General features: G+C 58.1%; 6 protein-coding genes. All 6 read right to left on the bottom strand.

What is annotated here, in order from left to right; translation table 11 throughout:
• Window positions 1–26 precede the first annotated feature (26 nt).
• Entirely contained in the window at window positions 27–1046 is a 1020-nt protein-coding gene (locus AC07XB_RS06760) for a hypothetical protein (RefSeq protein ID WP_492827475.1), read from the bottom strand.
• Window positions 1047–1209: 163 nt separating this feature from the next.
• Window positions 1210–2607, bottom strand: a complete 1398-nt coding sequence (locus AC07XB_RS06755; RefSeq protein WP_492827477.1) for an ATP-binding protein — start codon at window positions 2605–2607, stop codon at window positions 1210–1212.
• Complete coding sequence (locus tag AC07XB_RS06750; protein ID WP_492827479.1) at window positions 2582–4477, bottom strand: GNAT family N-acetyltransferase; 1896 nt, start codon at window positions 4475–4477, stop codon at window positions 2582–2584. Before AC07XB_RS06750 ends, AC07XB_RS06755 begins: the two co-directional genes overlap by 26 nt.
• A gap of 976 nt (window positions 4478–5453) precedes the next feature.
• Window positions 5454–7991 carry a DNA topoisomerase (ATP-hydrolyzing) subunit B gene (gene gyrB, locus AC07XB_RS06745; RefSeq protein ID WP_150985333.1) on the bottom strand — a complete coding sequence of 846 codons (2538 nt, stop codon included), beginning with the start codon at window positions 7989–7991 and terminating at the stop codon, window positions 5454–5456.
• Between the two features lie 227 nt (window positions 7992–8218).
• The gene (dnaN, locus tag AC07XB_RS06740) at window positions 8219–9343 is read right to left on the bottom strand and encodes a DNA polymerase III subunit beta (protein ID WP_174424425.1); all 1125 of its coding nucleotides are present in this window, start codon (window positions 9341–9343) and stop codon (window positions 8219–8221) included.
• A 457-nt stretch (window positions 9344–9800) separates the two neighbouring features.
• Window positions 9801–11585: a chromosomal replication initiator protein DnaA gene (gene dnaA / locus AC07XB_RS06735; protein WP_492827481.1), complete on the bottom strand. Its 1785-nt coding sequence runs from the start codon at window positions 11583–11585 to the stop codon at window positions 9801–9803.
• Window positions 11586–12362 lie beyond the last annotated feature (777 nt).

Here is a 12362-nt window from a genome sequence, read left to right as displayed (position 1 = left end):
GGTCTATTACGAACTGACGGTGAAAATTAATCGTGCCCATTATTCTGGACAATGAGTCCGAGCTCGATCGTGCGAGACGAGCGGCTCTTTATGCCGAACTGCTGGGGTGCGTCGCTTCTCAGCCATGCATCGTAGTCAACAAGCGCCTCTCCACGTGCTCGTGAGATCGCCATATACGCAGATAGCGCCACCAGAAGAGGAAGCTCATTTCGGACCATGCGGCGGTCCTGCGCGAACTCTCGAAACGTTTCAAAAAATCGGCTTGTGAGCGATGCAAGCGCATCGTCGTTGATCGGCTCTTTCACCCTTGGATCTTCCGATGTAAGGCCGCATGATACCAGAGAGACATAATCCCAAGTACTTGGAGCACGGGCCATCAGCTGCTGTATTGACAAAAAACGATTGCGCTCAAGCTCGAACTTCGTTGGACGCAGACTGTATTCGCCACTGCTGAACACGAAACCGGCCGCTCCTATGCACTGCAGCCATCGCCACCCTTGAGAGCTAATTTCGCCGTCCTTGTCGCAAAGACCTAGGCTTCGAGCCCATTCGCGCCGTGAAGGCACAATATGCCTAAGATAGTCGCTAGATGGGGGATCCATACGGTAGATATCCTTGGGCTTCGGTAGGCCCAAGTGGGCTAGCCCCCCTGCAAGGCCAGCCGATGCAGCAGCCGTGAGGCGGGATCCTTTACTTGCCCCTCCCTTGTTGGAACGCTGTCGCTCGATCGTGATCGCCCCAGCGATAGCTTCGCGCTCCGCTTGGCTCTTGAACAGCTCGAACAGCTCCTGACGCTTGCCGAGGACCATGCCTGCCAGCCGATGAGCGATGTCCGTCGGCTTGAACTGCGCGGCAAGGCAGTTGAGGAAGATGTCGCCATCCGCAAGGAGGATGCTCAACGCGAGCAGATGCCGAAGCGCCACTTCCCGTTCTGTCGTGGTCTCCAGTAGTCGCACACAGATTGCGCCCGCTTCCCCGAGAGGCCCGGCAAACACGCCTTGATTGCTGATCTGCGCTATCCCTAACGAAGCGAATACATCGGCCACGTTACCTGTCTTCAGGCCCCACCGATCATGTACGAGTGAAGACCAATGGCCGATCTTGAGCTGGGGAATTGAGGCATACTCCTCGCAAAAATCTGAGAGCCGGCCTAGTGTATTCTCTAGACCGACGGAGTAGCCGACCTTCCTTAAGAAGGTGCTGAAGTTTTCAGGTTGGGCTATACCCACCATGAGCGGTGACCCTCGGGCGAATTTTGACAAGAATACACCGGCTCGTGCATTGGTCTCCCAAGAAGCAGTCACCGGCCTCTAAGTAGCGCAGCATGTCTCCAAAATCGGAGATTGTGGCGCCTCCTGTTCGCATAGTTGAAACGATCTTCGTTGGAATTCTTGAAATCGCCGACGAGACGTCGCTCTGGAAAGTCAACCGGTGGTTCAGCGAGAGGTTTACCTGGCTCAAGATCCGATCGTCAACGGCAGATGGCTGTTGAGTCGCCAACACTAGCGACAATCCCGCATCGCGCCCTCGCTTCACGAATTCGACCAACGCGTCCCTCGCGGGACTGTTGCCACCCCTCCCCGCGACAACGTGTGCCTCATCTATTAGAAACCAAACGCGTCCCGGTAGCGTCGGTCCTGAAACATCTTCGCCTCTGAATTTTGCCAGCTTTTTCCGACTGTGGAAGTCACCCATCGCCCGAAATAGCGACTTAGCGATTATTGCCGCCACGAGCGATTTGTCCCCGTCATTGAGCTCCCTTACCATGAAGACGTTGCATCGTCCCTCCTTAAGGAGATCGACAATTTGCAGCCCTTTTGGGTCAAAAAGGCCTGAATCGGCATAGTCCTCTAGTTTATAGCTGACGGCATTCCTCGTATTTTCCGCGACGCCAGACCAATGTGCGTCCCGGTTAATGTCCGCGAGCAAATCTGCAATAGCAAAGTTTCGACCCTCCAGCCTTTTCAACGCCGCACGAAGAACATGACCTTGCGGGCTATAAACTTCTTGTCCAAGCAAGGCACACCACTCAGCTAATTCGACATCGCATGGGCGAATAGAGAACTCAGTCTCGTCCCCCAACAATTTCGGTGATCCACGGGGACTAAACAGTTCGATGTCGGAGACTCTGTTCGGCGAGATCTTCCATTCTGCCAGATCTTCCAGCTGCTTCCTGTGTTCCGGAATCTCCTTATTGGGATTATATTTTAGCGTCCAAAATTGATTCTGGGTGTCAAGCAATATGGTTGTTATGGGTTGAACTTGCTGCTGTATTGGTGCGGCCTCCGCGAGGCGTGAGACGCCCTCTATAAGCACGCCAAGATCAAAACTCTTTCCGCTACCGCGGGTCCCAGAAATATAGATAACGTGGGGAAAGGCCACATCGAGCCAGACATCGCTCGCCAACATATTGCTGCTGGGACACGACTCCAGCACCTTTCCAAGATAAATTAGGTTCTGAGGGGCGAGGTCCGCGCTCGTTCTTCCTACAATTAAATTGCTTCCCTTTTGCACATATCTGCATTTAACGACAGGATCGGCAATGCCATAGGATGAGGCCTCGATGACGCGACCAAACGCATCAGAAACCTTCGTTGAAAAAGCCATTCTTGTACTCCCTCATACCCATCTCTTTGACTTCCCCGCCAATTCGAACAACATATACCCGATCTGGAGCCAGTGCGTCAATGAAATGGGTGGTATTTGCAGCTGCAACGACAACGAAGCAGTCTTTGTGTTGCGCCAACCTCTTGAGCCTGATAGACAGGATTTTTGATGTTACTGGGTCCAGATTACTGCAGAACTCATCCACTAGCCACAATTTAGCATCTGCGAGAAGGAGGTCCGCAAACATAGCCCTATATCGTTGGCCCATGCTAAGCAGTTCAAACGGCTTAATGAAGACCATGGCTTCACTCAAGCCGACATGGCACAGCGCGTCGAATGCCCGCTCAGGGCCATAGAGGTCCGCGAAGTATTGGAATATGGGCACGCCCTCGGGAAGAGGAACCAATGTGCGAGATTGTCGTAAACTAGGTCCTTCCGTGGCCGCTCTGGTCAGCCCCGGTGCCATTTTCGCGTTGGAAAGAGCTTGCAGGAGAACCGACTTTCCTGCACCGCTGGCGCCCGTGATCAAGGACACCGTTCCCCGGGACAGTGAGATATCAGCTGGTCCAACTAATCTCATCGAGATCTTATTTGCCTCGATTCCAAAGCTATCCATTATCAGCCGAACGTAGGGAGTAAGTGGTATCTTGTAATTGACCGAGACCTCAATCCCCTTATAGTCCAGGGAATCCGGGATTGCCGCATTCAGTTTTCCGATTTTCCTCTTAAGCGCACTTTTCGATTTATTTTCCGTCTGTGCACTTAGCCCATCGAGTATATAGGCATCTGACTCCTGATCCAAGCCGCCCAAGAAATAGGGAATTGGAAAGCGCAGAATTTGCCGAAATGCGAGCCATTCGTCTGATGCCATCTCTGAGCGCGGATCTTCGGCGCTCAACAACTCAGAGAGGACAAGTCGAGCCTCGCTGAAGCTGCGACCCGTTTTTTCGCAGTATGCTGTAAAGGCAGCGTGATACTTCCGCTGCAAACTCATTATCCCCGACTTCCCGCTTGCGCCATTCTCAATGCTACGCAGATCCTTCGCGATTCGCTGGAGATTCCCTTCAGTATGGCCAATGAAGTGAAGGCCCGCGCGGGAAACAAAGTCCATATAGCGCAACATTTCTGCCGAGATTTCGAGAAAGAGGGGGCGGGCTCCCCCGATGTGCCACCTTTCTGCGCAGAATTTCTTCGCCTCCTCTACAAGAATTGTAGACAGGCCAATCCCCCTAAATTCAGGGTCTACTACCACCCTGGCGATCCGCGCAATCCGATTGACATGCTGTTGCCCATCTCCGAGCCAAGTTTTCCAGCTTACGCCCTTGGCTATATTTTCGAACGGACGTGAAAAGAGGTCGTGCCTCGGTTTGCACATCAGCAAGGGCATTTGGATTTCGATGTAGCCAACGGCTCTTGAGACTCCATTCTTGCTGAACAACGCCAGAATAATTGCTTTCCTGCCCCCAGTACCTTTAAGGCTAGCGTCCTTGGATTCGCCCGCCTGCAGGTCCACCCCCTTGTAGTGAAACTGCCCAAGCCTTTGGTACTCGCGTAGTTCGGCTTCGTTGCTAATCTCAGTGAAGAGTAGGCTCAAACGATCCGCCCCGAATCGCATCTCGCGATGGCTCTCGAACCGTGGAAGTACAATGATTTCGTCGGTGGTCGACTTCGGACGGACAGTGAGCTTGGGGCTGGCCGGAGCACCCGCAATATGTATGTCGTCTCCGGGCCCGAGCATGGCAAATCGGTGCACTGCCAGCGAGGACACCGTTCCTTGTCTGTTGGTGAGCACGAGGTGCTTCCGGCACTCTCGCACGCTCGTCGCTCGTATCTCGTAAACCGCCATAGCATGAACTTCTCGTTTTTTCATGCGCGATTGTACCTGCCGCCCTCAGAGGGCGTCCAGGCGACCCTACTTCATGCGCGCGTTGGGATGCGGCCAAGTCCGGGTCGGCGAGCTGAGCAACTTGAGCTGCGTCCGCACACTTTCTGCTCGGCCTAGACAGGGTGGCGATTTGGGCGAATGGCGTAGCTACGTACGTAATCGCGTCCAGCCTGCAGGTGCAGCGCCAGACCGGGACCTAGTGCTAGGCACTTTCTTCTTCTTCGCCTCGAACGCGATACTTGGAAATTTCGCACTGACATCTCCTCCAAAGAGCGGGGATGGCGGATTAAAAAAAGGAAAAGGGCTCGTGGGAAAAAAGATTGCGGCTTTGATGTTCGCCTCGTGCTTTATGCACCCGATAAGCTGATCCAAAGAATTTCGACACCGCTCCACTACCCGGGCGTCAAAATACCCGGATCCATCGGCTAATTATGACGCACCTTTCGACTCGTCAGAGATACATCGCACTGCGCCTGCAGACACATTCATCTCCGTCAAGCCGCACGTCGAAGCGAATTTATCAACAGATTCTATCAATCCGTGATAGTCAACATCGAGCAGTTTTAATGGCCATTGAGGGTGAAACGTAAACATTTGATTCATTGATGTCAGTATCTGAGTCAAATCAATTAATCGACCGACCGGACGATTGATAATTTTAGGCTAGATTAATCAAACCGATTGAATGATCTTACCTTCAGTCTACGCGAATTGATTCATTTCAATGAACACGGCGAACGTTTATTGGCGAAAATCAATCTGTTCGAACTGACTTACACGTCAGATATTTCCCAAAACTATTGGGGTCTCCTACAGCCGTCAGATTGACTGCCCCTGCCTTCCTGCCCGTAATTCGGCGAAGTGCTCAAAAAAAACCGACCCTTGTAGGCCGGCCTTTTAGTTATGCGATGCGCGCCCAGCGAAGGTGATCCTGCATGTTCCTTCGCTACGCTAGCAGGCGTCAAACATCAATATTCCGAGCCACCAACGCATTACTCTCAATAAAATTCCTACGCGGCTCAACCTCATCCCCCATCAGCGTAGTAAAGATCTGATCCGCCGCAATAGCATCCTCAATCTGCACCTTCAGCAGTCGGCGCTGGGTTACGTCCAGAGTAGTCTCAAACAGCTGCTCAGGATTCATCTCCCCCAGCCCCTTATAGCGCTGACGAGACACCCCACGCTCGGCCTCAGACAACAACCACTGCATGGCAGCATGGAAGTCATTCACCGTCTGGTCGCGCATCTTCTCGCCCTCGCCACGGCGCACCTTGGTGCCTTCCGCGATCAGGCCCTGGAAGGTCTTGGCGGCCAGCGACAGCGCGGCGTAGTCCGCGCCGTGGACAAAATCTGCGTCCAGGTGAGACAGGCGCACATTGCCATGATGCCGGCGGGCGATCATCAGGCGGTGCTTGTCCGTCTTCTCGTCAAACTGCGCATAGACATCGGCCGTGCCGTCGTCATTCACGGCGGCGCCCAGCAGGGTCTTGGCGTGCATTTCCGACAGCTTGGCCTTGAGCGCGGTGGCTGAGGCTTCGGCGGCGGCGGCGCTGTCCAGGTCCAGCTCGATGCCGTCGGCAATGGCGCGCAGGGCGTCGCTGTCCACGATGCGGGCCAGGCGGCCGATCACGGCTTCGGCCAGCTGGTACTGGCGGGCCAGCTCGGTCAGGGCGTCGCCGGCGACTTCGCTGCCGTCGGGGTTGACCAGGGCGGCCTTTTCCATGGCCAGGCGCAGCAGGTAGGCGTTGAGCTCGTTGTCGTCCTTGATATAGCGCTCTTCCTTGCCGTGCTTGATCTTGTACAGCGGCGGTTGGGCGATATACACGTGGCCGCGCTCGATGATGTCGGGCATCTGGCGGTAGAAGAACGTGAGCAGCAGCGTGCGGATGTGGGAGCCGTCCACGTCCGCGTCGGTCATGATGATGATGCGGTGGTAGCGCAGCTTGTCGAGGTTGTAGTCGTCCTTGCCGATGCCGGTGCCCAGCGCCGTAATCAGCGTGAGCACTTCCTGGCTGGAGAGCATCTTGTCGAAGCGGGCGCGTTCCACGTTCAGGATCTTGCCCTTGAGCGGCAGGATGGCCTGGAACTTACGGTCGCGGCCTTGCTTGGCGGAGCCGCCTGCGGAGTCACCCTCCACCAGGAAGAGTTCGGACTGGGCCGGATCCTTCTCTTGGCAGTCGGCGAGCTTGCCGGGCAGGCCCATGCCGTCGAGCACGCCTTTGCGGCGGGTCATTTCGCGGGCCTTGCGGGCGGCTTCGCGGGCGCGGGCGGCGTCGACGATCTTGCCGCAGATGATCTTGGCGTCTACCGGGGTCTCGAGCAGGAAATCGCCGAGGGCCTTGGCGACGAGTTCTTCCACGGGCAGGCGCACTTCGGAGGAGACGAGCTTGTCCTTGGTCTGCGAGCTGAACTTGGGCTCGGGCACCTTGACGGAGAGCACGCAGGCGAGGCCTTCGCGCATGTCGTCGCCGGTGGTTTCTACCTTGGCCTTTTTGGCGATCTCGTTTTCTTCGATGTACTTGTTCATCACGCGCGTCATGGCGGCGCGCAACCCGGTCAGGTGGGTGCCGCCGTCACGCTGCGGGATGTTGTTGGTGAAGCAGAGGACTTGTTCGTTGTAGCCGTCGTTCCACTGCATGGACACTTCTACGGCGATACCGTCTTTTTCGGTGTTGGCGTAGAAGATGTTGGGGTGCAGGGTGCTCTTGCCGCGGTTGATGTACTCAACGAAGCCTTTGACGCCGCCGGAGAAGGCGAAGTCTTCTTCCTTGCCGGTGCGTTGGTCGGCCAGGCGGATGTGCACGCCGTTGTTCAGGAACGAGAGCTCGCGGATGCGCTTGGCGAGTATCTCGTAGTGGAACTCGACGTTGGTGAAGATTTCTTCGTCGGCGAGGAAGTGGACTTCGGTGCCGCGCTTGTCGGTGGGGCCGATCACCTTCATCGGCGAGACTTCCACCGGCTGGCCGTCGGGGCCGGTCACGGTTTCCACCAGGCGGTTCTGCACGGCGCCTTGGGCGAACTCGAGCAGGTGGGCCTGGCCGTCGCGGCGCACGGTCAGGCGCAGCCACTTGGAGAGGGCGTTGACGCAGGACACGCCTACGCCGTGCAGGCCGCCGGAGACCTTGTAGCTGTTCTGGTTGAACTTGCCGCCGGCGTGCAGCTCGGTCATGGCGATTTCTGCCGCGCTGCGCTTGGGTTCGTGCTTGTCGTCGAACTTGACGAGCGGGGGAATGCCGCGGCCGTTGTCGGTGATGGAGATCGAGTTGTCGCTGTGGATGGTGACGGTGATTTCCGTGCACCAGCCGGCCAGGGCTTCGTCGATGGAGTTGTCCAGCACTTCAAATACGAGGTGGTGCAGGCCGGTGCCGTCGGACGTGTCGCCGATGTACATGCCCGGACGCTTGCGCACCGCCTCCAGGCCTTCCAGGATCTGGATCGAGCCTGCGCCGTAGCTGTCTTGCTGTTGCGGTTGCGATTGCGGTTGTTGCTCTTCGGTCATGTTCTCTTACTCACGGCGAATGCGGCGATCTCTCGTCACGCCCGGATGGGCGCGCCCGGATCGGGCCGCATAGCGGGTTACATAAAAACGGCAAAAGGGGCGGATCTCGACGATCCGGCCCCTGGTGCGGCGGGTCTTGCGCGGGGCCCCTGGGGCTGCTGCGCAAGCCGTGGTGTGCCGTTAGATGCTCCGGTTTTGCGTATCTTGTGGTCCTTGTTACCGGCTCATCAAATGCGCATCGGCATGACGACGTACTTGAAGTTGTCGTCTTCCGGCACGGTGATCAGCGCGCTCGAATTGGAGTCGCCGAGGCTGACCTGGACTTGCTCGCTCTTGAGGTTGGCGAGCACGTCCAGCAAATAGGTGACGTTGAACCCGATGTCGAGCGCGTCGCCCGAGTAGTCGAGTTCGAGCTCTTCCTGCGCTTCTTCCTGATCCGCGTTGGTGGAGCTGATCTTGAGTACGTGCGTATCCAGGATGCAGCGCACGCCCTTGAACTTGTCGGTGGTCAGGATGGCGGTGCGTTGCAGGGCTTGCTGCAGCTTGACGCGGTCGATGGCGAAGGCGTTCTTGTAGCCCTTGGGGATCACGCGCTGGAAGTCCGGGAACTTGCCTTCGACCAGCTTGGAGATCAGCTCGATATTGGCGAAGGTGAACTTGACCTGGTTGGCGGCCAGTTGCACTTGCACGGGATCGTCGTTGTCTTCCAGCAGGCGCTGCAGCTCAAGAATGGTCTTGCGCGGGATGATCACTTCCTGGCGCGACGGGGCGCCTTCGCCACTGGTGGCTTCGGTGTCCAGCTCCACGCCGCAGTAGGCCAGGCGGTGGCCGTCGGTGGCGACTGCCATGACCTTCTTGCCGTCCACCACCAGCAGCATGCCGTTGAGGTAGTAGCGGATGTCTTGCTGGGCCATGGCGAAGTGAACCATGGCGAGCAGGTGCTTGAAGGTCTTTTGCGGCAGGCTGACGGACGCGCCGAACTCGCTGGCTTCGGCGACCGTGGGGAATTCTTCGGCGGCCAGGGTCTGCAGCGCGAAGCGGCTCTTGCCGGACTGCACGGTCATGCGCTTGTCGTTGAGCGACAGGGCGACTTCGCCGTCGGGCATGGCGCGCAGGATGTCGAGCAGCTTGCGGGCGGCCACGGTGGTGGCCACGGTGTCGCTGCCCACACCGCATTCGGCGTGCGTGGTGATCTGGATCTCGATGTCGGTCGAGAGGAAGGATACGTTGGACCCGGACTTGCGAATCAGCAGGTTGGCCAGGATCGGGAGTGTGTGGCGGCGCTCCACGATGCCGCTCACGATTTGCAGCGGACGCAGCAGATTGTCTCGCGAGGTTTTGACCAATTGCATTGAATTTATCCTTCGTCGTTTGTAGTAAGCGACCGCGGGTGCGCACTGACTGGCACTAACTTGCTGCGCAGTTTCCAGAACTGCTTCCAAAACGCTTTGGAATCAACAAGTTAATTCGCCATTGTACCAAGGATAAGCCGCTGCGGTGAAGCGGGAGAAGCGCGATCGGAGGATGAAATTGTGCGCAAAGCGACACAAATTCAGACTTCTTCGGTGGCTGGCGACTGTTGTCGCTGGCCGCCCCCTCCGCCCGCTCGTCCCGACTCACCGCAAAGCCTTAGCCCAGGCCGTTTTCATGGCAATGTTCCGCAATGCCCCGGTGTTGCTTTCCGATTGATTCATGCGCCGGATCCTGCCCGGCGCGTACCCTACAGTATGCCAGCCCCGCGTGACGGGGCTGGCAAATGCTGCTTCATTGCTGCTTCACTACTGTTTCACTACGATTTGACGCTCGGGGTCAGCCCTTGAGCGTCTGTTCCAGCACGTGCAGCTCGTGGTTGAGCTGCGCGTCCTTGCTGCGCTCATCGGCGATCTTGCGTACCGCGTGCAGCACGGTGGTGTGATCGCGCCCGCCGAACAACTCGCCGATTTCCGGCAGGCTTTTCTGCGTGAGTTCCTTGGCCAGGTACATGGCAATCTGGCGGGGCCGCGCGATATTGGCGGGCCGCTTCTTGCTGTACATGTCCGCGACCTTGATGTTGTAGAAATCCGCGCAGGTTTTCTGGATGTTCTCGACAGAGATCTGGCGGTTCTGCACCGTCAGCAGGTCCTTCAGCGCTTCACGGGTGACATCGATGGTGATGTCCTTGCCGTGGAAGTTGGAGAAGGCGAGGATCTTGCGCAGCGCGCCTTCCAGCTCGCGCACGTTCGATCGCAAATGCTTGGCGACGAAGAAGGCGACTTCCTCGGGCACGCTCACGTTCTCGGCGGCGGCTTTCTTCATCAGGATGGCGACGCGCATCTCCAGCTCGGGCGGCTCGATGGCAACCGTGAGGCCGGAATCGAAGCGCGAGATCAGGCGATCGTCGATGCCGCTGATTTCCTTGGGGTAGGTATCGCTGGTGATGATCACCTGCGCCCGGTTGGCGATCAGGGCTTCGAAGGCGTAGAAGAACTCTTCCTGCGTGCGGTTCTTGCCGGAGAAGAATTGAATATCGTCGATCAGCAGCAGGTCGAGCGAGTGGTAGTAGCGCTTGAACTCGTCGAAGGCTTTGCGCTGGTAGGCCTTGACCACGTCGGAGACATATTGCTCGGCGTGGATGTAGCGGATGCGGGCGCGCGGGTTCTCCAGCAACATGAAGTTGCCGATAGCGTGGATCAAGTGGGTCTTGCCCAGGCCTACGCCGCCATACAGATAGAGCGGGTTGTAGGATTTACCCGGGTTGTTGGCCACCTGGATGGCGGCGGCGCGCGCGAGCTGGTTGGCCTTACCGGTGACGAAGTTGTCGAAGGTGAGGATGTGGTTCAGGCGCGAGCGCTCGTGCACCGAGTCGTTCTGCTGCTGGCCGCCATGCTGGTTGCCGGGGTGGCCTTGGTGGCCTTGTTGGCCCGGATGACCTTGATTGCCCTGATGCCCTTGATGGCCGCCCTGGTTACCGGGGTGGCCGCCCTGCATGGGCTGCTGCGACGGCTGCACGCGGTAGGAGCGGGCGCTGGCTTCGGCCGGGTCCAGCTGCGGCACGTCGATATCGACGATCTCGCCACCCATGCCGCCCATATTGCTTTGGTTGGCGCTGCCGGGGTAGTTGCCGCCGTTGCTGCCGTTGCCGCCAATACCCGGGTTGCCAGGGTAGGGCGCTTGCCCGCCGCGCTGGCCGCCTTGGTTCATGGGGCCGTAGCCCTGGCCGCCCTGGCCCGGCTGCATGCCGGGCTGGCCGAAGTTTTGCGACAGCGGCTGGCCGGACGGATAGCCGGGGCCGGCGTGCTGGGGCGCCATGCCGGGCTGGCCCGGCTGGCCAGCCTGCTGCGGGTAGCCAGCGGCAGCCCGGCCCGAGGCGGCGGGGTCCAGGACAAAGTGAACGCTGACGTTGGCTTCCCAGTATTCGCAGGCGAGCGCGGTGATGCGGCCGGAAAACTGGCTTTTTACCCAATCGAGCTTGAAGCGGTTGGGCGCGGCGATCCGCAGCGCGTGCGCGTCCTCGTCGAAGGCGACAGGCGCCAACGGCTTGATCCAGGTCTTGAACTGTTGCGGCGTCAGTTCGCGCTCGAGTTGCGCGGCTGCTGCCTGCCAGAAATCTTGCATTGTTTTGTTGTTCGGTGTTCGCCACGGTGCATGGACGGCCCGGCCGAATGGACGACAGGCAAGGATCGGTGAGGCATCCCTGCCGTGAGTTCATGCAACCAGAACGCGATCGCTAAGCGATCCGCAAATGACCCCGCAGCCCGGGCCCCATGGTGATCGACGCGACAAGCGGGAGCCGCTGACGAGCGAGGCGACGAAATCGTCGCTTGCCCGTTGCGCGTCCGTTGTCCGGCATGCCAGGGGTGTTGCCCGGGTTGCGCTTGCGCCACGCAGCCCGTGTGGTGTTTGGACCCGGATTGTACCCCCCGCCCCAAGTTATCCACAAAGGATAAGTCTGTGGATAAGTTGTGAAAAAGCAGTGGATTGTTGTGCACAACCCTAGTTCTGGCGCGGGTTTCCGGGTAGCCAAAACACGGGAAAACCTAGTCGAAACAGTGACTTCGCTCACCTTGGCCAACCCCGGGTGGCACCCCCGAAGAAAAAAAACTTACCCACTGGCGATTGTGGACAATGAAATACAACGGCCTGTTGCGTGTTTTTGAGGCAGGGGTGCCTCACAAGGCTCTAATCCATCTGTAGTCTTGACACGTCGCGCGAAACTCAGTTAAATGGCGGGTTCTGCGATGCCGCAGGGGATCACGTATGCGCATCGCCGGGTCTGACCTGTTCCGTGCAAGACTGGTGCGAATCCTTGGTGTTTGACTAAGCTGAGACGCGCCGGAAACAGCTGGATTGGCCGGAACAGGCAGCGGGCCGGGCAGGCTGATGGGGTTGGAA

The organism is Cupriavidus sp. GW821-FHT02F09 (assembly GCF_059421605.1).
This window is presented reverse-complemented; position numbering and strand designations above follow the sequence as displayed.

Excerpts from the sequence above, each read along its gene's own strand:
- AC07XB_RS06755 (WP_492827477.1), bottom strand. The coding sequence starts at position 2,607 with ATGGCTTTTTCAACGAAGGTTTCTGATGCGTTTGGTCGCGTCATCGAG.
- AC07XB_RS06750 (WP_492827479.1), bottom strand. The coding sequence starts at position 4,477 with ATGAAAAAACGAGAAGTTCATGCTATGGCGGTTTACGAGATACGAGCG.
- gyrB (WP_150985333.1), bottom strand. The coding sequence starts at position 7,991 with ATGACCGAAGAGCAACAACCGCAATCGCAACCGCAACAGCAAGACAGC.
- dnaN (WP_174424425.1), bottom strand. The coding sequence starts at position 9,343 with ATGCAATTGGTCAAAACCTCGCGAGACAATCTGCTGCGTCCGCTGCAA.
- dnaA (WP_492827481.1), bottom strand. The coding sequence starts at position 11,585 with ATGCAAGATTTCTGGCAGGCAGCAGCCGCGCAACTCGAGCGCGAACTG.